We start from the raw sequence: 23,241 nt of genomic DNA, 5'->3' as shown, positions 1-23,241 counted from the left end.
AAGCCCGACTTTTAGGGCTTTTTTTGTTTGGTAAGACCCAGACGAAAAGCGCTATTTTTCGATGAAATGTGTGTCGAAATATCCGAAAAATTAGTGAAAATGACGTAATTCGACTTTTTTCGTGTGCATCTAATTCCCTGTTTTTGACTGAATAGAAGGAAAATGGTGAATTTTCAGTGAATATATAACCTTGTGAAAAACAAAGGAGGGATAGGAATGAAAAAGCGTTCAGTCTTTTTGTCATTTTTATTGGTAGGTAGTTTGTTACCGGGGGTAAGTTCAGCTTCAGCACCAGTAGCGAGTGCAGGTCATGGGCATGATCATGGTCATGCGCCGTTCGAAACCCATATTAGTGAGGGGCTGCCAAAAGCAAAAGATTTTAAAGATTTGAAGACAGCACCTCCAATTGAACGAGATGTGACAACAAAGGTATTAGATGAGTCTGGTAAGCAGGTAGGCTCGAGAACCTTTAAGGCCAATACAGGAGATTCAATTTCAACAAAAGCAAGTACAGGCAGTCAGAAGGTCACTGTCTATGCGGTCGCTGATGCGCAGTATCGTGCGAAATATAGTGACTGGCAAACACGGATTGTCAGCATCATCGAGCAAGCAGATGTCACGTTTAACCGTGATCATGATGTGGACTTTGTCGTACAAGCAGTAGGATCTTGGACGTCTTCGGGATCAAATGCAGAGCAAATTCTGTCTAACCTTGCGCGAAGCTTTGATGGCAGAGGATATGACTTTGTCACTGGATTTACAGCAAATCCAAACTTTGATGCTGGCGGAATTGCTTATGTCTACAATAGTGCACCAAGCGGAAGTGCATTCGCCGTTAACCTTGATCAAGGAACAGCGAACACTGCAAAAGCGGCTACGCATGAATACGGCCATAACTTTGGCTTACCGCATGACCCTCAAGGAAGCGGCATTGTCTGCTTAATGAACTATGATTATTCTTACACAGTCGATTTCTTCGATGCGGCTCATAAAAATCAAGTGAACCGTAATAAAGCGTGGTACAGATAAGAATGCAGACAAAAGGACAAACACATTGAGTGTTTGTCCTTTTTATATGCTTACAGATCGCTCATTCGCTTTCCTGCTACGGCATAGTGTTCCTTTTTCATTTCTTCAATAATGACAGAGACTTTTTCTGCCCCTGCGCCTGTTGTTTCAACAACGGCATCAGTGACTTTCTCCACAAGAGCTCTTTTCTGCTCATCTGTTCTTCCTTCAAGCATTTGAACGGTGACAATCGGCATGGCGAAAACCTCCTTTTTCCTTTAATGCTACGCTTCCCTTTAGTTTAAGGGACTTCTTATAGTATACTGAATGAAGTAAATCATTGTATAGAAAGAAAGAGGGATTCTTGCCTTTGAACCAATTTCTTGTTTATCCATTAGAACTTATTCCATATGTTGCCATTACGCTTGTTGTTGCATTTACGATGCACGAGCTGGGGCATGCATATGTTGCGTACCGATTCGGAGACCCGACGGCTAAGAATCAAGGGAGACTGACGCTCAATCCACTGAAGCATCTCGATGTATTCGGGACGATTTTGATCTTTGTGGCCGGGTTTGGCTGGGCGAGACCTGTACCGGTGAATCGTTACCATTTTAAAAAACCGCGCTTAGCAGGGATTTGTGTCTCCATTGCTGGGCCATTAAGTAACTTGGTGCTGGCGTTTTTGGGCTTTTTTGTGTATGTGCTTCTTCAGAAATTTGGCGGGGAGTGGATCATGCGCTTTGAGCCGGGAGTCGATAATTTCTTTTTAATCTTTATTAACTTAAACGTCATCTTGTTCCTATTTAACTTATTACCGCTTCCACCGCTGGATGGGTATCGTATTATTGAGGACGTCGTCAGCCCCCGTATCCGGGCGAAAATGACGCAATTTGAACAATATGGGATCATTATTTTTCTCATATTCGTGATCACACCGCTGGGACAGTTTGTGTTTGGTCCATTGATCGGAATGCGGGATCAAATCATACACTGGTTTAATCTTATTTTGAAGCCGCTGCTTTAGGAGGTTTAAAGAATGGAAGGTAAAAAGAAGAAACCAATTGGTTTTAACATCATTAAAAAAACAGATGCAACCGACGGACATGGAGGCTTTGGGGCAGGCGCCCTCAGCCTTGATAATATCTCGCCAGTCATCATTGATGTAGAAGAAAAGGAAGCTGTCATTGATATTGGTGCTATGCATGCAAGAAGTGCCGTCGAAAAAGGAATTAAATTTTTGAAAACAAAAGAAGAAGTGCCGAACGGAAAGCCGTATTGGCTCGTATGGGTGACGATTGACCGCAGAGAAGAAGGACCTTATTATGCAGGTGTGACGGCTTGTGAAATGACCGTTGACCGTTCGATCCGCCGCGGGTATAAGTCACTTCCAGAGCATGTGAATTTAATGGATAAATCGATGAAGCGGAAAATCGTCGTTAGTCATATGGATGACGTATCCAAAAAGGTGCTGGCTGATTTCCTAAAGGGTCATAATCAAGCGCTATGGGACGCATCGACAGATGAATTAAAAGAAGGATTGGCTGTCCCTGAATAATTGTGAAATTTTTGTGAAGATTGGCGGATGTCTACCAATTCGATCCGTTTTTTGAGTAAACTGGTGTTAAAGCTAGGACATGGAGAATCCCGAGATGCAGGTCTCGGGGTTTTTCATGTCTTTTTTAACGTTTCAGCCACTTTTCCCACCATTTCTTTGGCTTTTGATCTTGAACTGGTTCCTGCTCAGAGGCCTTGTCCTCAGCACCATAGCAGACACCTGTCGGCTCCGTACCTTCTATAAAATAGGTGAATACCTTTGATTCACATCCTGGACCTGCGAGGTCGCCGGTTTTTGGATTGATATATACCCCTTTGACACCGTCAGGCGGCATGAAGGAGGAGGCTGGCTGCTTTGAGAGAGCTGATTCCATAAAGGAAGCCCATATTTTTTTCGCATAGGCCGTTTCTTCGACTGAGTCAATGGTGCGGCCTTTATCATAGCCTGTCCATACACCTGTGACGAGCTGGGGAGAGAAGCCGATCATCCAGCTGTCGGCGCCTGTAGTCCCAGACTTTCCTCCGTATGTTCGTGTAAGGTCCTTTATAATGGTGCGGCCAGTGACACTTGTATAGCCGTTTAATTGATCATTGAACATGCCTGACATCATGTCGGTGGTGACAAATGCTGCTTTTTCATCTAGGATTTGTTCTCGTTTTTGTTTCTCTTCAAAAAGCACATTGCCTTTTGCGTCGGTTACTTTCGTAATAAAGGTTGGTTTGACGCGTTTTCCGCCATTGACCAGCATGGCGTAAGCATTGGTCATTTCAATGGGTTTCACAGGAGACGTGCCCAGGGCAAGAGATGGTACTTGATCTAGTTTCTCCTTGATTCCAAATGTCTTGCCAGCACGTACAAGCTGTTCCATTCCTAAAAATAGATGGGTTTTCACAGCGTAAATATTATCAGACAGCGCTAAAGCTTGAAGCATTGTAATGCCGTCATTGGCGTAATAGCCGTGATAATTGCTTGGTGAATAAGCGGCATCGCTGCCTTGATCATCCAGTTCAAACACCGTTTCCTCACTGCGCATGACGGTTGCGGGTGTAAACCCGTTTTGCAAGGCAATGTAATAAAGAAGGGGTTTCATGGTTGAACCGGGCTGCCTTTTTGCTTGTGTCACCCGATTGAATGGACTTTTCTCATAATCTCTCCCGCCTATGAGGGCAAGTACATGCCCTGTTTGAGGATGGATGGCGGCAAAGCCGATTTGGATTTCCGATTTGGAATTCATCTCGTTTTTTAGTGTCTTTTCTGCGATTTTCTGTAATTCTGGATTGAGGGTCGTTTGGACATGAAGCCCATAGGTTTCAATCTGTTCCTCAGTTAACCCCAAACTTTGTTTCAACTCTCGAATCACATCGTCATAAAAATACGGGGCTTGCTTTGCTTGCAGCTGCTTCTTTTGCAAAGGGCGATAGGACAGCTTTTCTTTCGCAGCGTCATCGGCTGCTTTTTTCGTAATCATGCCATCCTCGTGCATTTGTCTCAAAATCATATTCTTTCTTGCGCCGGCTTTCTCCTCATTCACATAAGGGGAATAGAGAGAAGGCCCCTTTGGGATACCGGCAAGCAGGGCAGATTCAGCGAGGGTTAAGTTCTTTGCTTTTTTCCCGAAATACAGACGGGACGCTGCTTCCACACCGTACGCTCCGTGACCATAATAAATGGTGTTCAAGTATCCTTCTAAAATCTCATCTTTTGTATAGTTTTGCTCTAAACGAATCGTGTAAAAGGCTTCATTCCACTTCCGTTTCCACGTTTTATCATGATCTAAATAAAGGTTTCGTGCATATTGCTGGGTGATCGTGCTGGCACCTTGCACCTTAGCCATGGCACGAATATCGGCCACCGCAGCACCTGCCATCCGTTTCACATCAAAGCCATGATGCTCATAAAAGGTTTTATCTTCAACAGCGACAACTGCCTGTCTGATATGAGGAGACATCTCCTTTAATGGCACCCAATATCTCTTTTCTCCAAAGCTGGATTCTCCAAGCTTTGAGCCATCGGCTGCATAAATGGTCGTGGATTGGGGAACTTGAACAGAAGGGGCACCTTGCCATTTAGCTATTAATAGAATCGTCAAAAAGACGGTACCTGCAAATAGAAAAGCGAGCAAGCCGATAAAAAAACAGGCTCGAATCGTTTTCACGGTCATGCGGATTTTTTTATTACTCATGATTGTGTCCATGCAAAGCCCCCATTTTGACGGTTTTTTATCAGTATGGAACAAAGAAAACCGTTTTAAACAAGCGATTGCTGGAGCGCTTTAAAAAATGAAGAGAACTCATGCGGTTCTTTACAATTTGATATGAATCCACTATACTTTTTTCTTGGACAATCGATATAGTCAAAGCCGATAAAAGGCGCTAACAATAGATGTTTGTTTATTATTGGATGAGAGGAAGATGAACAATGAGCGAACTTTGGTATACAGAGAAGCAAACGAAGAATTTTGGTATTACATTGAAGGTGAACAAAACCCTTCACACAGAACAAACAGACTTTCAGCATTTAGAAATGGTGGAAACAGAAGAGTTTGGCAATATGCTGTTTTTAGACGGCATGGTGATGACGTCTGAGAAAGATGAGTTTGTATACCACGAAATGGTGGCACATGTTCCTCTTTTCACTCATCCAAACCCGGAAAATGTTCTTGTCGTAGGCGGAGGAGACGGCGGTGTCATTCGTGAGATCCTTAAACACCCAAGTGTGAAAAAAGCGACACTTGTTGATATTGACGGAAAGGTCATCGAATACTCGAAGAAATTCCTTCCTTCTATCGCTGGGAAACTAGACGATCCTCGTGTAGATGTGAAAGTAGGAGACGGTTTTATGCACATTGCTGAAGCTGACAACGAGTATGATGTCATCATGGTTGACTCTACTGAGCCAGTTGGACCAGCTGTGAACCTATTCTCTAAAGGATTTTACGCAGGAATCGCAAAAGCACTCAAAGAAGACGGTATTTTCGTTGCACAAACGGACAACCCTTGGTTCACACCTGAGCTGATTACAAATGTACAGCGTGATGTAAAAGAAATTTTCCCAATTACGAAGCTTTACACAGCGAATATTCCAACGTATCCAAGCGGTCTTTGGACATTCACCATCGGTTCTAAAAAATATGATCCACTTGCTGTAGAAGACAGCCGTTTCTTTGATATTGAGACGAAATATTACACAAAGGAATTGCACAAAGCGGCATTCGTTCTGCCGAAATTTGTGAGCGACTTAATCAAATAAATCAAGCGAAATGGACATGCGCAAATGACGGTTTGCGCATTTTTTGAAGCGTAAAAGGAGGAATCTTGCATGAGATTCGACGAGGCTTATTCAGGAAAAGTGTTTATTGGAAGTCATCCGACATGGGAAGATGCAAAGGTCATTTTATACGGCATGCCGATGGACTGGACAGTCAGCTACCGCCCAGGTTCACGTTTCGGTCCGAACCGCATTCGTGAAGTATCGATCGGTTTAGAGGAATACAGCCCTTATTTAGATCGTGAACTGCATGAGGTGCCATTCTTTGATGCGGGTGACATCCCACTTCCTTTTGGGAATGCACAAAAGAGCTTAGATTTAATTGAAGAGTATGTCGACAGCATTTTAGAAAAAGGAAAGTTTCCATTAGGAATGGGCGGCGAGCATCTCGTGTCTTGGCCGGTTTTCCGTGCGATGTATAAGAAATACCCTGATTTGGCCATCATCCATATGGACGCACATACGGATCTTCGTGAGGAATATGAGGGGGAGCCGCTTTCACATTCAACACCGATTCGTAAAGTTGCAGGACTGATTGGAGCTGAAAATGTATTCTCTTTCGGCATCCGTTCTGGAATGAAAGAAGAATTTGAATGGGCAAAAGAAGCGGGTATGCACATTTCTAAATTTGAAGTGCTGGAGCCATTGAAGCAAGTATTGCCAAAGCTAAAAGGGCGTCCAGTGTATGTGACGATCGACATTGATGTACTTGATCCAGCTCATGCACCTGGTACAGGAACGGTAGATGCTGGCGGTATTACATCAAAAGAGCTGCTTGCATCCATTCATGCGATTGCAGGATCTGACGTCAAAGTCGTTGGGGCAGACCTAGTCGAGGTAGCACCTGTATATGATCACTCTGACCAAACAGCGAATACAGCGAGTAAGCTTTTACGCGAAATGCTGCTTGGATTTGTGAAATAATCAGTTGATAGAGGAGCTTGTCATCTCATGGGGACAAGCTCTTTTTTTTACATTGGTCAAAAAATAAAGGAGGGAGCTCATGTTTTCGTCAATATTGATGGTGTTCCTCGCTTTATGTGTGTTAGGGGCAGGGTTTCTCACATTGAAACGAGAGCTCGCAGCTGATCCGCCTGTTTTTGCTTCAAAGAAGGAAGCAAAGGAAGAGATGCTGGGGCTGTTTCACGATCGAGGCTTTTTCTATCTGACGGCCATTGCGTTATTCATGCAGTTATTTAAAAAGGATCAAATCGCACCATTTGATTTTTTTCAGGCATTTTTGGCAAGTTCAGGCATACAGGCTCTTTTTTACTTAATGAAAAGAAAAGACTTAGGCGTAAAGGCTGGACTTGTCGTAGTGGTCAGTTGTATTTTTCTTTTTTTCTAGAGGGATGGCTGAAGATGAAAAACGAAGTTTAATCGCCGTGAAGATGAGAAATGATGGTATGATAGGCGATCGTGAATATGGTATACTATTTTAGTTAAACGGGTCTTAGCAAAGGAAGTGCAAAATGACACAAAACCAAATTTCAATTCATGTAAAGTCAGTGATGAAACCAGAGACGGAGCCGGCTGAAACGATCGAATTCCGCACGACTGGAACGTACCAAGAGAAGAATGACAAAACGTATCTCACTTACCATGAAGAACATGAAATGGGTCAAGTAAAAACCGTTGTGAAAATGAGTGAAAAAGAAATTTTTGTGATGAGATCAGGGGCTATTCAAATGAAGCAGCGCTTTCTCATTGGAGAAACAACCGTCACACATTACACGATGCCATTCGGTACACTTCAGTTAGATGTGCACACACATGGTATTGATCTCGATGTGGACAAGGGGCTGCTGCACATTACGTACGATATGCTGACAGGAGAAGATCAAAAGCATTTACATACATTATCGATTTCGTATAAGGAGGATTTACGTTCATGAATATCGCAGAACAGGTCAAAGATGCGTTAAAAGAAGAAATCATAGCGGCAGTCGTCAAAGCAGGACTTGCCGATGAAAGCCAGGTGCCAGATGTCCTTTTAGAAGTGCCGAAAGACAAAACTCACGGTGATTACTCGACCAACATGGCGATGCAGCTTGCCCGCATTGCGAAAAAAGCACCTCGTCAAATCGCAGAGGACATCGTCAATGCATTTGATAAAGGGAAAGCTTCCATTGAAAAACTGGATATCGCAGGTCCAGGGTTCATTAACTTTTATATGAACAATCAGTATTTAACAAAGCTCATTCCAGCTGTTCTTGAGGCAAAAGAAGCTTATGGCGAAACGAATACAGGCGGCGGTCAAAAGGTGCAAGTCGAATTCGTCTCAGCCAACCCAACAGGTGACCTTCACCTTGGACATGCCCGCGGAGCAGCTGTAGGAGATTCCCTTTGCAACATCCTTGATAAAGCAGGGTTCGATGTGAGCCGTGAATACTATATCAACGATGCAGGGAATCAAATCAATAACCTCGCTTTATCTGTAGAAGTACGTTATTTTGAGGCACTCGGTCTTGAAAAAGAAATGCCTGAAGACGGCTACAGAGGAGAGGACATCAAAGGCATCGGACAAAAGCTTGCGGATGAATTTGGGGACCGTTTTGTTCATGAACCGGAAGAAGAGCGTATGAAGTTCTTCCGTGAATACGGCTTGAAATACGAATTAGAGAAATTACGTGTAGACCTTGAGAATTTCCGTGTGCCATTTGATGTATGGTATTCAGAAACCTCTTTATATGAAAATGGAAAAATCGAACCAGCGCTGGAGACACTTCGCGCTAAAGGCTATGTTTTTGAAGAAGATGGCGCAACGTGGCTGCGATCAACTGATTTTGGCGATGACAAGGACCGTGTGCTGATTAAAAAGGACGGCAGCTTCACTTACCTGCTTCCAGACATCGCATATCATAAAGACAAATTGGACAGAGGCTTTGACCAGCTCATTAACATTTGGGGAGCGGACCATCACGGCTATATCCCTCGAATGAAAGCGGCGATTCAAGCACTTGGATATCCAGCTGACAAGCTTGAAGTCGAAATCATTCAGCTTGTGCATCTTTACAAAAACGGTGAAAAGATGAAGATGAGTAAGCGTACAGGAAAAGCCGTCACAATGCGTGACTTGATTGAAGAAGTCGGCTTAGATGCGACTCGTTATTTCTTTGCGATGAGAAGTGCGGCGACACATATGGACTTTGACCTAGACTTAGCGATTTCTACGTCTAACGAAAACCCTGTGTACTATGCACAATATGCGCATGCGAGAATTTGCAGCATGCTGCGTCAAGGTGAAGAAAAAGGCTATGAACCGAACCTTGAAAAAGCCGATTTCTCTCACATTCAATCGGAAAAAGAATACGATCTTCTGAAAATCATTGGCAGCTTCCCAGAAGTTGTAGCAGAAGCAGCTGAAAAGCGTATTCCGCACCGCGTGACCAACTATATTTATGACCTTGCATCAGCCCTTCACAGCTTCTACAATGCCGAGAAGGTCATTGACGCAGAAAACGAAACAAAAACAACAGCACGTCTTTCACTCATGAAAGCAACACAAATCACGCTTGCGAATGCATTAAAACTAATTGGTGTATCGGCTCCGGAAAAGATGTAATGAAATGAAAGAAAGCCCCACTCTATTGAATGAGTGGGGCTTTTTACATTATCCAAGCGTATTAATTATGTTAGAAATAGAATCGAATAATTGGCTTAGTACATCAGAAAACATATTTTTGCCTCCTCTCTTTTCTTTTACATCTACTTAACGAAGGGGATGGAGGGTTGGATCACACTTTTTCTAAAAAAATTTCAAAAAAGATGATGGCATAGAAAAAAGCACCGCCTATTCGGGTGCTTTTTGGCCTTTCGTTATGAATGAATGCGTAGCTTCACGTCTCCATTTGTACACGCTAGTTGAACGTTTCCACCAATCGGTAAGGTGAAGACTGGCTGTGTATGTCCGATATCGACATCATAAATCACAGGGATGTGTTTGAGCATTGGATGTTTATCTAAAATGAATCTTAAATGTTCCTCTGTCATCTTGGATTTTTTCTGAAAGCGTCCGATGATCAACCCTTTGATTGATTGTGCATGCTGCAGGAGGGAGGTAAGGTCTCTGGCGAACATTTCAGGGAACACCAGCTCATCATCTTCCACAAATAAGATCGCATCCTTTACATTCGGCATAAACGATGTCCCTTGCAGTAAGTTCAGTGTACAAAGGTTTCCGCCAAACAAGGTGCCTTCAGCTGTTCCTTCCTGATATATGTTCCATTTCGTCGGATGAAACTGCCTGTTCGCTTGATCGAGATACCACGCGTCATCACTCCATTTTGTCGAAGGAATCACATCAAACGGTTCGTTGCCGTTCATCAAGCAAGCTTGAAACATAGCGGTCTGCTCCTCCTGTCCCTGCTCCATTTGAAAGCTTGAGAAATGGGGGCCAGAATATGTCACAATATCACATTTCGCTGTAATGGCGTTTGCAAGTGCAGTGATATCACTATAGCCGCAAAGGACTTTAGGATGCTGTCGGATCAAATCGTAATCAATATAAGGCAAAAGCTCATTGCAGTTAAAGCCTCCGATGGCTGTCAAAATACCATCGACCTCATCATCTGTGAACGCCTCATGCAGATCAGACAAGCGGTGTTCAATAGACGATGAGGAATGAAGGTCACATTCAAAGACGTGCTGTCCAAAAGAGACAGTGAACCCTAAAGACTCCAGACGTTTTTTCGCTTGAGAAATTCCTTCTTTTGATAAAATGCTGGCACTTCGGCTTGGGGCAATGACCCGAATATGGCTGCCTTTTTTTAAAGGTGGGGGTGTATGCATAAACAAATCTTCCTTTCCATCACGTATTTCTCCATTATATCGGATCAAATAGCGTCAGTCTGTAAAGGCTAGGAGAAAGGAAGGGGTCGTGCGTTTCATACAAGCTGTACAAAGGGTATGGAAGAGAAAAAGACAGAATGAGGGCGGAGAATGTGAAAAAGAGAAGACTGGAATTTTTATTTTTATATTTTATGATATTCGGGGCATATGTGGTGTATTGGTGGACTGTGCCGGCGTGGAGCGTTCAGCTGTACGCAGCGATTTATATCGCCATTATTTTATTTAGTATCATCTCACTCATGCTGGAGAACCGTACATCACAGCACACGCTGTTATGGATATATGTGCTGATTTTTTTCCCGATCATTGGCTATATGTTCTATCTGTTCTCAGGGCAGCTCTATGTAAAGGGGCATTTATTCAAATCAAAGAGAATGTATAACCGCGAGAAATTACGCAGAATCTCTGAGCTTGAGAGTAAGCCGAATGAGTCACGTTTAACCGATAATCAGCGTGCTTTTTTTCATTACACAGAAAAAGCAACAGGCATGCATGTGAACACAAATAGTGATATGGAGATTTTAAAGAATGGGGAGGAGACGTTCCCCAGAATTTTTGAAGAGTTAAAAAAGGCAAAATCGTTCATTCATATTGAATATTACATGTTCAAATCCGATTTCCTCGGCCACCGGATGATGGAGATTTTGATTGAAAAAGTGAAAGAAGGGGTAGAGGTCCGTTTCATATATGATGCGGCAGGCAGCATCCGCTTCTCCCGAAAAGATATTAAACGCTTGAAGCAGGCAGGGGTCAAGGTCGCTCCTTTTTTACCTTTAAAATATGGATTCTTTAATCAAAAATTCAATTTTCGAAATCACCGGAAAATCGTCATTATTGATGGAGAGACAGGGTTTGTCGGCGGGTTAAATGTCGGCAAGGAATACGTAGGACGGGATGAAAAGATCGGCTTTTGGCGTGATACGCATGCCATGTTAAAGGGTGAGGCTGTTCAGACCCTTCACTCCGTTTTTATGCTGGACTGGGAGTATGTATCAGATGAAGTATTAATTGATGATCCGAGGTATCATACGCCGCATTCTGTGACAGGCGAGGATGTCATTCAGGTTGTACCAACTGGACCTGATATGAAAGAAAGTATGAGTGATTTATATGATGCCCTCATTTCTAATGCGAAACAATTTGTCTGGATTGCCACACCTTACTTTGTACCAAACGAATCGATTCGCACTGCGCTCAAAATCGCTGCCACAAGAGGGGTGGATGTGCGGGTGATGGTTCCAGAGATCAATGACGGATTTCTCACACAATACGCCACACGATCCTATTTTTCTGAGCTTCTAAAAGAGGGCATCAAGGTGTATCACTATCAGAAAGGATTCATGCATCAAAAGGTGATGATCGCAGATGGAGAACTCGCCTCTGTCGGTACCGCGAATGTCGATATGAGAAGCTTTCAGCTCAATTTTGAGGTCAATGTCTTTACAGCTGCGAAAAAGCCAATTGAGCAATTGATGGCCCACTATGAGGAAGATATGAAGGAATGTGAGCAAATGGGCCCTGTTCATTTTTATAAAAGAGGCTTAAAAGAGCGTTTGAAGGAATCATTTGCCCGGTTGTTTTCTGGCGTATTATGAGGATTTCCAGCCAAAGAAATCATTTCCTGATCTAGTATTTTGAAGAGGATTCCTCTATAATTGAAAATGATTATCAATTATAGAGGAAATGAGGTTCTTTTACATATGCTAAAACGCTTTTTCGCCTATTACAGGCCCTATCGCGGTCTGTTCTTTTTAGATTTCTTTTGCGCTGTCGCAGTTGGATTGATGGAACTTGGTTTCCCGCTGATCGTGAACTACTTCATTGATACATTATTACCGACAGGGAACTGGACGGTCATTGCCTGGACCGCACTTGCTCTGTTTATCATTTATGCACTCAGCTCGGTTATGCAGTTTATTGTGTCGTACTGGGGGCACATGCTTGGCATCAATATTGAAACAGATATGAGGAAGAAGCTGTTTGATCATTTTCAGCGTCTCTCATTTAAGTTCTTTGATAACAACAAAACGGGTAAGCTTATGTCTCGAATGACAAATGACCTCATGTACATTGGTGAGGTGGCTCATCACGGACCTGAGGATTTGTTTATTGCAATTATGACGATTCTTGGCGCCTTTGCTGTCATGCTGATGATTAACTGGCAGCTTGCTATCTTAACCTTCTTGATCATGCCTGTCATCATTTGGCTTGCCCTTCATTTTAATAAGAAGATGACACAGGCGATTACACAGCTGAACAATGACATTGGAGACTTTCATGCAAGGGTTGAAAACAATATTGGCGGCATTCGTCTTGTTCAAGCTTTTGCCAACGAACATTTCGAGAAAAAGCGTTTTGCAGAAAACAACAACCGCTTTCGGAAAGCGAAGCTTCTTTCATATAAAATCATGTCGGTGAACGGCTCAATCAGTTACATTCTTACACGTCTTGTGACACTGTTTGTCCTTCTGGCAGGGACATGGTTTGTTCTGCAGGGGCAATTAACGGCAGGTGGATTTATCGCATTTGTTCTCATTACAAATGTCTTATTCAGACCGATTGATAAAATCAACACAGTGATTGAAATGTATCCAAAAGGAATTGCGGGCTTTAAAAGCTATGTCGACTTACTTGAAACAGAGCCAGATGTAAAGGATACAGAGGGAGCTCGTGATGTATTCGGACTGAAAGGTGAAATTGAATATCGAAACGTGACATTCGGCTACGATGAGCACAGCCATGTGTTAAAGGACATCGATTTGAAGATCAAACAAGGAGAAACTGTTGCGTTTGTCGGGCCTTCAGGAGCCGGGAAATCGACGATTTGCAGTTTGCTGCCACGTTTTTATGATGTGGATGAAGGGGAGATTACAATTGATGGTGTAAGTACAAAATCGATGACCCTGTCTTCTTTAAGACAGCAGATCGGCATTGTGCAGCAGGATGTCTTTTTATTCTCAGGCACCATTCGAGAAAACATTGCGTACGGCAACCTAGAAGCCAGCGATGCAGAGATTTGGGAGGCTGTACGTCGTGCGCATTTAGAGGAACTCGTCCAGCGTTTCCCAGAAGGATTAAATACAGTCATAGGCGAGCGCGGCGTCAAACTGTCAGGCGGCCAAAAGCAGCGCCTGTCGATTGCGCGGATGTTCCTAAAAAATCCTTCGATTCTTATTTTAGATGAAGCCACATCAGCACTTGATACAGAAACAGAAAAAGCTATACAGGATGCACTGAGCGAACTGGCTGTCGGAAGGACAACACTCGTCATTGCCCACCGCCTGGCAACAATTAAACACGCCGATCGTATCATCGTCGTGACAGAGGAAGGCATCCAAGAACAAGGCCGCCACCAAGACCTTATTCAAATGGGAGGCGTGTACAGCAGACTGCATGAAGCGCAGTTTGGTCATTGAAGAGAAAGCCCTTTTGATAAAGGGCTTTTTTTGTTAGGATAGAAAAAACGTTTGTAGGAAGGATCTGATGGAATGAAGGGGCTTCGGCGATTACAAAAGGGCGATAAGATCGGTATTTTTTCACCTTCCAGTCCTGCATCAGCGACCTCGCCTCTTAGGTATGAGCGGGCGAAGAAGTGGCTTGAGCAAAAAGGATTCATTGTGGTACCAGGATCATTAACAGGGAAAGAGGATCACTACCGTTCAGGTACAATTCAAGAACGAGCAGATGAGCTGAATGAGCTGATGGCTAGAGAGGACTTGGCGTGCATCATGTCAATGATTGGCGGGACGAATTCAAATAGTTTGCTGCCTTATCTTGATTTTGACCTGCTGAAACAACATCCGAAAATCATGATTGGTTATTCAGATGCGACAGCGATTCTTTTAGCGGCCTACGAAAAAACGGGACTGCCTGTCTTCTACGGACCGGCGCTTGTTCCTTCTTTTGGCGAGTTTGAACCGTTTGTCACTTATACATATCAGTCGTTTGAGGGCATCCTGATGTCCCATCAAACCATTCCTTATCAGATTGAAAAACCGCCTTTTTGGACAGATGAACGAATCAATTGGGAAGAAAAGACGGGTGATAAAAAGCAGCGTCCAAATGATTGGCTGTGCGTCATAGAGGGACAAGCAGAAGGCAAATTGATCGGCGGGAACTTGAATGCGATGTACGGCATATGGGGAAGTGAGTTCATGCCAGCCATCCAAAACGGAGACATCCTTCTCATTGAAGATTGTATGAAAACCGCGTCGGTTGTTGAAAAGAACTTCTCTTTATTGAAAGTAAATGGCGTGTTTGAACGGGTTTCTGGGATTCTTTTAGGAAAACATGAGCTGTTTGATGATGAAGGGACGGGCAAAGAGCCTTATGAGATTTTACTTGAGGTACTCGGAGAGACAAAAAGACCACTCATCGCTGATTTTGACTGTGCTCATACGCACCCAATGCTTACGATGCCAATCGGGGCACAAGTGAAAATGGATGCATCCTCCAAACAAGTTTGGTTAACAAAAGAGTGGATATAGCAAAAGAGCAGCCCGCGGCTGCTCTTCTTTATGAAACCTTCTCTTTTTCAAATGGCTGTAGGAGGTCTTGCGCTTTTTTCCCCTCCACGACAATTAAGTAGTCAGATTCTAAATGAGTGAGCCTGAAGGTTTCAAGCTCTACGATGTTCTTAATGCTGCACATTGTCTTTTTAGAATACACATATAAACGATGCTGAGCCTGCTGGCACTTTTCATAAAGAGAAATAAGCTTATGTAAATTCAACGCTTTCGCAGCGATTCGGATTGAATAGATTTGAGACATCTTCATATCCTCCTGTTAATTACTTTCTCACAATAGCTTTGTTACCCCCATTTGCACAAAGGTAAACCTTTCTCTATGTTTTCCACTCAATGGTTCCCCCGCCCGTCCGCCGATTGCCCCTTATCGCTGACAGCTCTTCGACTAGACGGAGCAGAGCTTGATCCTTTAATTTTGCTTCAATCATGAAATCTACATCACGACCATATGGTTTTAATGCTTGAAAAAGCGGTAAGACAAAGTTCATATCTACTCCATCTGCATGACTGCGTATGGCTTTTTCTGATTTAGGTGAAGACAAATGGATTTTGGGCGGAATGCCAGTGTTTGTCCATGTGTCGAACATTCTTGGCAAGATGTCATCGAGTGCGGCATCATCATCTTTATTTGCCACATGATGATGGTAATCAAAAACAAACGGAATGTCATGCTTTTCACATACACCAAGCGTTTCCAGCGACGTATATGTTTTGTCATCGTTCTCAAGTGTCATTCTCGCCTTGATATGAGCCGGAAGCTGTTTGATATTTTCATCAAAGCGTTGAAGAGCAGATTCTTTATCGCCGTACGCCCCCCCTACATGAATGTTCATGTAGCCTTCCTTATCGAGCTTCATCGCCTCAAGCATTTGATAATGGTACGTCATATCGATGACGGCATTTTCTGTAATCGAAGGTTTTGGGCTGGTAAACAAGGTGAATTGATTGGGGTGAAAGCTGACCCGTAAGCCGTGCCGCTTTACCAGCTTGCCGATCTCAAGAAATTCTTTGTGAAAAGGTGTCATAAAGTCCCAGCGCACCTCTGGATGGGTCGCGAGCGGGACGATCGAGCTTGAAAAACGGTAAAGCGGGATATCATGAGCAATGGCGAAATAAAGCGTTCTTAATGTATTCACGAGATTGGCTTTTGTTGTTCGCAATAAAGCCTCTTTTCTTTCTTCCTTAGCGAGCTTGCTGTATCTAGCAAAGGTCAGCGACTTGGCAGGAGAAGCTTCCCACAAGGTGACGGCATTGGATACATAACCAAATCGAAAACGCATAGGTCATCTCCTTTATAAAAAATACGAGAACATGGCGGCAACCCACTCAAGCGGCCGTGTGAAAAGCGGGCGCTTTGACAATGTTTCTTCTGTCAAGATCTCAGAAACCTCCATATGCTCCCGAATCTTTTCTTCTACGTGTGCAGTAAAAGCGGGATCATCAATGGCTACATCTACTTCTTCGTTTAAAAACAAGCTGCGTTTATCAAAATTCGCGGTACTGATCATACAGCGGCTGTAATCAATCAAAATGGCTTTCGAATGATAAAACCCTTTATAAAAACGATAAACAAGACATCCAGAGGCAATGAGGTCCTTCAAATAATGAAAGCCAGCCTCTTTGACAAGTGGATGATCCGCTTTCATTGGAATGATGATTTCAACTGTGACGCCCCGCTTTCGTGCATCAAGCAGCGCCTTCAGAAGAGGGGAAGATGGAATAAAATAAGGCGTACAGATGATGATTTGTTTCTTCGCCTGCTCAATATCTTGGAGAAATAAAGCTTCTAAAGAAAAGCCAGCAGTCGCGCGTGTTGTGCATTGTAATGTTCCCGGTTCCAATGCAGGGAAAACCTCATATTGCAGCTGATGAATACCAGACGACCGGTACAAATCATTCAGAAATACATGCTGGAGATCTGCGACAACCTGTCCAGTCATCCGCAAATGATAATCCTTCCAAATGCCAAACCGGCCTTTCTTTCCAACATATTCATCGCCTATATTAAATCCGCCAATATAGCCAATTTTCCCATCAATCACCGTGATTTTACGGTGATTTCTCATGTTTAAACGGTAAATCAAAAAAGGAAAACGAGGCTTATTTAAAAAGTAAAATTGAATGCCGCTTCTTTCTAGCATGTCAATCGCCTTTTGATCAAACGGATAAGAGCCTAATCGGTCAGTCAGCAAAAAGACGGAAACGCCTTGCTCCGCTTTGGCTTTCAATGCTTGTAAGACCCTTTGACCAATCTTGTCGTTCTTTACAATAAAGAACATCATATGAATAGAAGAAGAGGCCTGCTGTATATCGGTAAGCAGCTGATCGAAAAATGGTTCGCCATCATGATAAAAGGCAGCATCGCCGCTTGTTTGGTCAAAAGACCGTTCAAATGCGTGAGTAGAAAAATATTTCCTTCCCATATAAAGGTCTAACATCACGAGCAAAACGATGGCAATGAGTACGAGTAGGATGATCAATGCGATCATGAAACTTCCTCCTTTTTTGCATATTTCAATAGTGTACCCAAACGCGTAAAAAATATTGACTGAATACTCATTCATTATTTATGATAGAGGTACAACATGGAAACGGAACAAAGTGGGTTTTGGGGAATGAAAGGGGGAGCAAGATGAATAGCCTTTTAATCATCAACTTGATCGCATTTGCGGCGGTGACCGCTTACGCAGTGTATTTGTTTGTTTATCTCATTCGAACACGAGCGGCGTATATTCGTCTTGGTAAAAAAGAAGAGTTTCAACAAGACATGAAGAAACGCTTAGAGCGTGTTTGGGTCAATGTATTTGGGCAAAAGAAGCTGTTAAAGGACAAGAAGAGCGGCATCATTCATGTGCTGTTTTTCTACGGATTTATCCTCGTACAGTTCGGAGCCCTTGATTTTATTCTGAAAGGGCTTATTCCAGACAGCGGGCTTCCTTTAGGTCCGGTGTACGGCGTCTTTACGTTTTTCCAAGAGGTGGTCACACTTCTCATTTTAGTGGCCGTTGTATGGGCTTTCCATAGAAGATACGTGGAGAAGCTTGTCCGTTTAAAACGAGGCTTCAAATCAGGTCTAGTGCTTTTATTTATTGGCGGCTTAATGCTGACAGTCTTACTTGGGAACGGCATGAACATCATCTGGCATGGACACTCTCTATCACCAACTGAGCCAATCGCTTCTGGTATTGCTTTCTTGCTGGGCGGAATTTCACCTCTTGCGGCTGCGATTGTTTTTTATGCCGCATGGTGGGTGCATCTTCTTATTTTGCTGACATTCTTAGTATATGTTCCTCAGTCAAAGCACGCCCATCTGATTGCAGGGCCTGTGAACGTATTTGTCAGCAGATTAGACCCACCAGGCAAGCTGCAAAAAATCGATTTTGAAGATGAGACACAAGAGACCTTCGGTGTGGGAAAAATTGAAGACTTCCGTCAGTCTCAGCTCATCGACCTTTACGCTTGTGTGGAATGCGGGCGCTGCACGAATATGTGCCCGGCAACAGGGACAGGGAAGATGCTGTCTCCGATGGATTTGATTTTAAGGTTAAGAGATCATTTAACCAATAAAGGGGCCGCTATTACATCAAAGACACCTTGGGTCCCGCAGCTTGCCTTCAAGCAGACAACAGGAAACCAGCTGGCACTGCAGGCGAGAGGAGCAGGTGCGGAAGAGTCGGCTGCCAGCTCGATATATCATCCTTCTCTTATTGGAGAGGTCATTACAGAAGAAGAAATCTGGGCATGTACGACGTGCCGAAACTGTGAAGACCAATGCCCTGTCATGAATGAACACGTTGATAAGATTATTGATATGCGCAGATATCTTGTCTTGACTGAAGGAAAAATGGACGCAGATGCACAGCGTGCCATGACAAGCATTGAGCGCCAAGGGAATCCGTGGGGATTAAACCGGAAAGAAAGAGAAAATTGGCGTGAACTGAGAGAAGATGTGCATGTGCCGACAGTGAAAGAGCTGAAAAAAGCAGAGCAAACTTTTGATTATTTATTCTGGGTTGGTTCAATGGGGGCTTATGACAATCGAAGCCAAAAGATTGCGCTTGCCTTTGCGAAGCTACTCAATGAAGCGGGGGTCTCCTTTGCGATCCTAGGCAATAAAGAGAAGAACTCAGGTGATACGCCAAGAAGACTCGGAAACGAATTTTTATTCCAAGAGCTTGCTGCAAAAAACATTGAAGAATTTCAGAAAAACGGCGTTACAAAGATCGTCACGATTGATCCACACGCCTACAACTTATTTAAAAATGAATATCCAGACTTCGGACTTGAGGCAGAAGTGTACCATCATACAGAATTACTGGCAGAGTTAGTGAAAGAAGGGAAAATAACACCTGTACATGAAGTAAACGAAGTGATTACCTTCCACGACTCTTGCTACCTAGGCAGATATAATGAAGTGTACGACCCGCCAAGAGACATTTTAAAAGCCATTCCTGGTGTGACGCTGAAAGAAATGGAGCGCAATCGTGAAACTGGTATGTGCTGCGGAGCAGGCGGGGGCTTAATGTGGATGGAAGAAGAGACGGGTACCCGGATTAACACTGCACGAACGGAGCAGGCGTTACAGGTACAGCCGTCCATCATCAGCTCAGGGTGTCCTTATTGCTTAACGATGCTGGGAGATGGGACGAAGGCGAAGGAAGTAGAGGAGCAGGTAGGCACATTTGATGTCGCCGAACTTCTTGAAAAATCAGTGTTTGGTGAGCCTGGAAAGCAGGTGTCGTAAACATGACAGGCCGATGAATAGGATGTTCATCGGCTTATCCATGGCGCTGTTTCATCAGCTGCCTAAATGATATGTAAGCGGTAACAAACGGGGAGGGGCATATATGAGTACGACGGTCATTGTATCTGGAGCAAGAACACCATTTGGAAAACTAGGCGGTGCTCTCAGTGGTTTGACTGCCGCAGAACTAGGCGGTATAGCGATCAAGGCTGCACTGGAAAGAGTTTCGGGTTCTCATGAAATAGATGAGGTCATCATGGGATGTGTGTTACAAGGAGGGCAAGGGCAGATTCCTTCAAGGCAAGCAGCAAGGTATGCTGATCTTCCTTGGTCTGTTCCAACACAAACCATCAATAAAGTCTGTGCATCCGGAATGCGCAGTGTGACTGCAGCAGATCAAATCATTCGAGCCGGAGATGCTGAGGTCATCGCAGCGGGCGGTATGGAATCTATGTCTCACGCTCCTTATCTGCTAAAAAAAGCGCGATTGGGCTACAAAATGGGAGATGGTGCAGTACAAGATGCGATGATTTTAGATGGGTTAACCTGTTCGTTTACGGGTGTTCATATGGGTGAGTATGGAAGTATGGCTGCAATGGAGCTCGGCATCACGCGCGAAGAGCAGGATCTGTGGGCACTCAGAAGTCATGAACGGGCCATCGAAGCGCAAAAAAACGGCTTTTTTCAACATGAAATCACCCCCGTCACCGTCAAAATAAAAACGGGAGAACGGCTGATCACAGAAGATGAGTCTCCGCGGCGTGATACGTCATATGAACGGCTGTCAAAGCTCATGCCTGTTTTTGATCAGAAGGGGACCATCACCGCTGGAAATGCACCAGGTGTCAATGATGGTGCAAGTGCGCTCCTTTTAATGAAAGACACGTATGCTGCACGGCATGACGTAAAGCCAATAGCAGTCGTTCTCGGTCATGCTCAGGTTGCTGTAGAGGCGAAGGATTTTCCGAAAACACCAGCCTTTGCTATCGAGAAGCTTTTAAAGAAAACAGGAAAGCGCCTAGAGGATATTGATTTGTTTGAAATCAATGAGGCCTTTTCAGCTGTGGCTTTGGCATGTGAAAAAATAACCGGGATCGACCGGCGGAAAATGAATATCAACGGGGGGGCTGTCGCACTCGGTCATCCGATTGGGGCAAGCGGAACACGCGTCATATTGACATTGATTCATGCATTAAGACAAAGAGGCGGAGGCCTTGGCATTGCGGCGATTTGCAGCGGAGGCGGTCAAGGAGACGCCATCATGATAAAGGTAGATGAAAAGGGAGGCGTTTATTGATGAGTATAGAAGAGACCGTTATGGTCGTTGGGGCTGGTCAAATGGGATCAGGCATTGCCCAAGTGTTTGCTCAGTCAGGCTATACAGTCCTGCTCCATGATGTATCAGAAAAGCAGATTCATCGAGCGATTTCCTCCATGACCAAACAACTGACGAAGCGGGCAGAAAAAGGAAAGCTGGCACATCAGGCAGTCCGAGATATTACGCAGCGGCTTGCCGTTTCCACAGATTTAAAAGACATGCAACAGGCTCATTTAGTCATAGAAGCCGCATCAGAACAAATGAGTGTGAAAAAACAAATCTTTGAAACACTTGATCAATTTGCAGAGGCTGAGGCCATATTTGCGACAAACACGTCTTCCTTGTCGATCACAGAATTAGCAGCTGTGACGAGCAGACCGGAGAAAGTGATTGGCATGCATTTTATGAATCCGGTTCCTGTCATGAAACTGGTTGAAGTCATTCGAGCACTGCAAACGAGTGATGACACATATCAAGTTGTTTATGAAACAGCGAAGACATTAAACAAAACCCCAATTGAAGTGGAAGACTTCCCGGGGTTTGTATCAAATCGCATATTGATGCCAATGATCAATGAAGCCATTTACACCCTGTATGAAGGCGTAGCAGATGCAGAAAGCATTGATGACGTGATGACACTTGGGATGAATCATCCAATGGGGCCGCTTCGTCTAGCTGATTTCATCGGACTGGATACATGTTTATTTATTATGAATACCCTTCACGAGGGACTTGGAGACAGCAAATATCGGCCTTGTCCTCTTTTGAAAAAATACGTGAATGCAGGCTGGCTGGGCAAAAAGACAAAGAGAGGTTTTTACACATACCACGACCACTCATAGGGGGAGTCAAGATGGATGTTTTGCTTACGGATAAACAGCGTCTCTGGAGAGAACAGACAGCAGAATTTGCACGCCAGCGTATATTCCCTGAAGTAGAAGCCATGGAACAAGGCCGGTTTCCAAAAAACCTTTTAAGTGAAATGGGACGGCAAGGCTATCTAGGAATTCCAATACCAGCTTCGTATCAAGGCTTAGGAGCAGATTTTACAACGTATATCATCGCAATCCATGAATTATCGAAAGTGAGTGCGACCATCGGTGTCATTGTTTCCGTTCATACATCTGTTGTGACGATGCCTATTTTGACTTTTGGAACGAAGGAACAAAAAGAAACTTATGTCCCGCCGCTTGCATCCGGGAAGAAGCTGGGCGCCTTTTGTCTGACTGAACCAAAGGCCGGATCAGATGCCTCCAGTATTCAGTTAAGAGCAGAGCGGATGGGCGGCGATTATGTATTAAATGGGACGAAAATCTTTATCACAAGCGGCGGAGAAGCAGAACTGTATCTTGTCTTTGCGGTGACTGATCCGGCTTCTGCGAGAAAAAATATATCGGCGTTCATTGTCGAGAAAGATACGCCGGGATTTACGATTGGAAAAGATGAGAAAAAGATGGGACTGCACGGTTCAAAAACAGTCACGCTTCATTTTGATGGCGTGCGGATTCCAAAAGATCAGCTGCTCGGTGCAGAAGGAGAGGGCTTTCAAATTGCCATGTCCAGCCTAAATGCAGGGAGAATCGGAATTGCGGCTCAAAGCCTTGGCATTGCAGAAGCCGCTTTAACCGAGGCAGTGACCTATTTAAAGAAGCATCCAGCAGGTCTTGAAACGACGATTCGGCTGGGCGACTTGGCGGCGAAGCTTGAGGCAGCCAAACTGCTCGTCTATCAAGCGGCTTCTTTCAAAGAGGCAAATCGACCGGTCACTAAGGAAGCATCAATGGCAAAGCTATTTGCGTCAAAAACGGTGGTAGAGATCAGTACAGAAGCGATCCATTTGCTAGGCATGGATGGTTATACGAATCGCTATCAAGCAGAACGTTACTTTCGTGATGCGAAAATTTGTGAAATCTATGAAGGAACAAGTGAAATTCAAAGGCTGGTCATCTGTAAACAGCTAATATGAAAC

At 44.0% G+C, this 23,241-nt stretch carries 21 protein-coding genes; 15 read left to right on the top strand and 6 right to left on the bottom strand.

Annotated features, from left to right (window positions below; all coding sequences use genetic code 11):
* Positions 1–216: 216 nt before the first annotated feature.
* Complete coding sequence (locus NSQ34_RS17025) at positions 217–1,029, top strand: zinc-dependent metalloprotease (protein ID WP_025093861.1); 813 nt, start codon at positions 217–219, stop codon at positions 1,027–1,029.
* A 50-nt stretch (positions 1,030–1,079) separates the two neighbouring features.
* On the opposite strand, the gene NSQ34_RS17020 is transcribed toward NSQ34_RS17025, so the two are convergent.
* On the bottom strand, positions 1,080–1,265 hold the full coding sequence (locus NSQ34_RS17020) for a 2-hydroxymuconate tautomerase (protein WP_003214939.1): 186 nt from the start codon (positions 1,263–1,265) through the stop codon (positions 1,080–1,082).
* Positions 1,266–1,378: 113 nt separating this feature from the next.
* On the opposite strand from NSQ34_RS17020, the gene NSQ34_RS17015 reads away from it, so the two are divergent.
* Both NSQ34_RS17015 and NSQ34_RS17010 read left to right on the top strand, forming a co-directional pair.
* Positions 1,379–2,035, top strand: coding sequence for a site-2 protease family protein (locus NSQ34_RS17015; RefSeq protein WP_242025979.1), 657 nt, complete (start codon positions 1,379–1,381; stop codon positions 2,033–2,035).
* Between the two features lie 12 nt (positions 2,036–2,047).
* The gene (locus NSQ34_RS17010) at positions 2,048–2,566 is read left to right on the top strand and encodes a YwhD family protein (protein WP_024423769.1); all 519 of its coding nucleotides are present in this window, start codon (positions 2,048–2,050) and stop codon (positions 2,564–2,566) included.
* A gap of 124 nt (positions 2,567–2,690) precedes the next feature.
* Here NSQ34_RS17010 and NSQ34_RS17005 read toward each other — a convergent pair whose 3' ends face one another.
* Complete coding sequence (locus NSQ34_RS17005) at positions 2,691–4,760, bottom strand: transglycosylase domain-containing protein (RefSeq protein WP_176967142.1); 2,070 nt, start codon at positions 4,758–4,760, stop codon at positions 2,691–2,693.
* A 224-nt stretch (positions 4,761–4,984) separates the two neighbouring features.
* Between NSQ34_RS17005 and speE the strand changes: the two genes are divergently transcribed.
* The 5 genes from speE to argS all read left to right on the top strand — a co-directional run bounded on the left by speE (position 4,985) and on the right by argS (position 9,398).
* Positions 4,985–5,815 (top strand): spermidine synthase, encoded by an 831-nt coding sequence (gene speE / locus NSQ34_RS17000; RefSeq protein ID WP_025093862.1) that lies wholly within the window; start codon positions 4,985–4,987, stop codon positions 5,813–5,815.
* Between the two features lie 69 nt (positions 5,816–5,884).
* A complete protein-coding gene (gene speB / locus NSQ34_RS16995; RefSeq protein ID WP_025093863.1) occupies positions 5,885–6,757 on the top strand; it encodes an agmatinase in 873 nt (290 codons plus the stop codon).
* Between the two features lie 79 nt (positions 6,758–6,836).
* Positions 6,837–7,181, top strand: coding sequence for a hypothetical protein (locus NSQ34_RS16990; protein ID WP_025093864.1), 345 nt, complete (start codon positions 6,837–6,839; stop codon positions 7,179–7,181).
* Positions 7,182–7,305: 124 nt separating this feature from the next.
* Positions 7,306–7,728 carry a DUF1934 family protein gene (locus NSQ34_RS16985; RefSeq protein WP_003215400.1) on the top strand — a complete coding sequence of 141 codons (423 nt, stop codon included), beginning with the start codon at positions 7,306–7,308 and terminating at the stop codon, positions 7,726–7,728.
* Positions 7,725–9,398, top strand: coding sequence for an arginine--tRNA ligase (gene argS, locus NSQ34_RS16980; protein WP_034281247.1), 1,674 nt, complete (start codon positions 7,725–7,727; stop codon positions 9,396–9,398). Before NSQ34_RS16985 ends, argS begins: the two co-directional genes overlap by 4 nt.
* A 254-nt stretch (positions 9,399–9,652) precedes the next feature.
* Here argS and NSQ34_RS16975 read toward each other — a convergent pair whose 3' ends face one another.
* A complete protein-coding gene (locus tag NSQ34_RS16975; RefSeq protein WP_061110201.1) occupies positions 9,653–10,624 on the bottom strand; it encodes a S66 peptidase family protein in 972 nt (323 codons plus the stop codon).
* A 152-nt stretch (positions 10,625–10,776) separates the two neighbouring features.
* Between NSQ34_RS16975 and cls (NSQ34_RS16970) the strand changes: the two genes are divergently transcribed.
* The 3 genes from cls (NSQ34_RS16970) (at position 10,777) to NSQ34_RS16960 (ending at position 15,171) form a co-directional block, all read left to right on the top strand.
* Complete coding sequence (gene cls / locus NSQ34_RS16970; RefSeq protein WP_041115905.1) at positions 10,777–12,279, top strand: cardiolipin synthase; 1,503 nt, start codon at positions 10,777–10,779, stop codon at positions 12,277–12,279.
* A gap of 105 nt (positions 12,280–12,384) precedes the next feature.
* Complete coding sequence (locus NSQ34_RS16965; protein ID WP_041088614.1) at positions 12,385–14,100, top strand: ABC transporter ATP-binding protein; 1,716 nt, start codon at positions 12,385–12,387, stop codon at positions 14,098–14,100.
* 72 nt (positions 14,101–14,172) lie between these two features.
* Entirely contained in the window at positions 14,173–15,171 is a 999-nt protein-coding gene (locus tag NSQ34_RS16960) for a S66 peptidase family protein (RefSeq protein ID WP_061110200.1), read from the top strand.
* A 28-nt stretch (positions 15,172–15,199) separates the two neighbouring features.
* Here NSQ34_RS16960 and NSQ34_RS16955 read toward each other — a convergent pair whose 3' ends face one another.
* The 3 genes from NSQ34_RS16955 to cls (NSQ34_RS16945) all read right to left on the bottom strand — a co-directional run bounded on the left by NSQ34_RS16955 (position 15,200) and on the right by cls (NSQ34_RS16945) (position 17,699).
* A complete protein-coding gene (locus NSQ34_RS16955) occupies positions 15,200–15,454 on the bottom strand; it encodes a hypothetical protein (RefSeq protein WP_034281244.1) in 255 nt (84 codons plus the stop codon).
* A 73-nt stretch (positions 15,455–15,527) separates the two neighbouring features.
* Entirely contained in the window at positions 15,528–16,490 is a 963-nt protein-coding gene (gene uvsE, locus NSQ34_RS16950; RefSeq protein ID WP_176967143.1) for a UV DNA damage repair endonuclease UvsE, read from the bottom strand.
* Positions 16,491–16,502: 12 nt separating this feature from the next.
* The gene (gene cls / locus NSQ34_RS16945) at positions 16,503–17,699 is read right to left on the bottom strand and encodes a cardiolipin synthase (protein ID WP_342500972.1); all 1,197 of its coding nucleotides are present in this window, start codon (positions 17,697–17,699) and stop codon (positions 16,503–16,505) included.
* Positions 17,700–17,842: 143 nt separating this feature from the next.
* On the opposite strand from cls (NSQ34_RS16945), the gene NSQ34_RS16940 reads away from it, so the two are divergent.
* From NSQ34_RS16940 to NSQ34_RS16925, 4 genes are all read left to right on the top strand, one after another.
* The gene (locus tag NSQ34_RS16940; protein ID WP_024426357.1) at positions 17,843–19,954 is read left to right on the top strand and encodes a heterodisulfide reductase-related iron-sulfur binding cluster; all 2,112 of its coding nucleotides are present in this window, start codon (positions 17,843–17,845) and stop codon (positions 19,952–19,954) included.
* A gap of 103 nt (positions 19,955–20,057) precedes the next feature.
* Entirely contained in the window at positions 20,058–21,251 is a 1,194-nt protein-coding gene (locus tag NSQ34_RS16935; RefSeq protein WP_342500971.1) for an acetyl-CoA C-acetyltransferase, read from the top strand.
* Positions 21,251–22,114, top strand: coding sequence for a 3-hydroxybutyryl-CoA dehydrogenase (locus tag NSQ34_RS16930; RefSeq protein WP_024423755.1), 864 nt, complete (start codon positions 21,251–21,253; stop codon positions 22,112–22,114). The genes NSQ34_RS16935 and NSQ34_RS16930 overlap by 1 nt, the downstream gene beginning before the upstream one ends.
* An 11-nt stretch (positions 22,115–22,125) precedes the next feature.
* Complete coding sequence (locus tag NSQ34_RS16925) at positions 22,126–23,238, top strand: acyl-CoA dehydrogenase family protein (RefSeq protein WP_342500970.1); 1,113 nt, start codon at positions 22,126–22,128, stop codon at positions 23,236–23,238.
* Positions 23,239–23,241 lie beyond the last annotated feature (3 nt).

Source organism: Bacillus sp. FSL P2-0069 (assembly GCF_038593315.1).
In the GTDB taxonomy this organism is placed as follows: Bacteria; Bacillota; Bacilli; order Bacillales; family Bacillaceae; genus Bacillus; species Bacillus safensis.
This window is presented reverse-complemented; position numbering and strand designations above follow the sequence as displayed.